Source organism: Endozoicomonas sp. SESOKO3 (genome assembly GCF_024606255.1).
In genome coordinates, this window is record NZ_JAHHPR010000147.1 from 1 (window position 1) to 1,093 (window position 1,093).

2 protein-coding genes are annotated in these 1,093 nt (G+C 49.9%); both read right to left on the minus strand.

Annotated elements, in window-relative coordinates; all coding sequences use genetic code 11:
• A partial coding sequence (locus KDK18_RS02570) for a DUF3313 domain-containing protein (RefSeq protein ID WP_257252975.1) occupies positions 1–506 on the minus strand: 506 nt, incomplete at its 3' end.
• Positions 507–604: 98 nt separating this feature from the next.
• A partial coding sequence (locus KDK18_RS02575; RefSeq protein WP_257252976.1) for a hypothetical protein occupies positions 605–1,093 on the minus strand: 489 nt, incomplete at its 5' end.

Sequence of the window (1,093 nt, forward strand, 5' to 3'; positions counted from 1 at the left end):
ATGTAATCCAGACGGTCGGTGGCTGTTTTGATCAGGGTTCTGGCAACGGCGACGGGGAGAACAAATTGTCTGGGTTTAAGATCCTTCATCTCTGACACAATGCCGGTAATGGCTGGCTGAATAACCAAAACACCGGGTCCGGGTTTTTCTGCCAGTATTCCTCGCTGCTTCAGGCCTTCCCTGAAACCATTGTTCAGGTAGTCAGCGACTTTAGTGGCTACTTCGCGCTGGGCATCATTGGTGGCGTTGTAATTTGGGAACAGATTGACGGGCTCAAGATAAACCTTTTTATACTTTTTCAGATCGCCGCTGACCCAGCGCATGGCGGTATCATCATCAAAAGCAGTCAATCTTTCATAGTTTTCTAGATAGCCGCTGAAGGGTTGTTCTTCAGTATCAATTTTTTGCTGCGTTGAGCAAGCTGTGAGTAGCAGGGCGCTGACAAGCACAAAAGGCAGAGCAAGAGGCAGAGTAAAAAGTCGGCGAATTTTTTTATAAGCTGTCATGGTGCGAGCCGTTGTTTGATTAAGGTATTTGCTTTAACTGGGGTAGAGTGTCTACTAATGTTTGTCTTTTGAAAAGTATGATTTACCGAGATCGTCTGCTAAAAGAGTCCTTCTGAAGGGGCTCTGAGGGGTTCCGGGGCATCGATCACTCTGGGCCAGCGATGACTCTTGTGACAACTTTGTTCGTTTTCTTCGGTCACGACATACAGTCGGGTAAAAGGACCATCAGTAGCGATCAGCCCCTGGATAAACTGCTGTTTTTCCAGGAGAAACCAGTGGCTCTCCCCCGCTTCATCTTTTTCCATAAAAGCATCAACGCTGATTTTGACGGGCCTGGGGCTAAACCGGTTCCAGATACCCTTTTTAATGGACTCCAGTCTTGCCCAGCCTCCCTGTGGTGTAAGGCCTGGCTGACTCTCGCGGCGACCCCAGGGAACCAGAACCTGCTGACCCTGTCGGCTCAATACCGGCAGGCGGGCTTTGGGATTTGGGAAATAGGTTTTGATGGTCTGACCATCCAGCTCGAATTGTACACCGCCGCACACGTCGGGGGCTCTCCACTTCAGATCCGGGGCGAAGGATTTTAC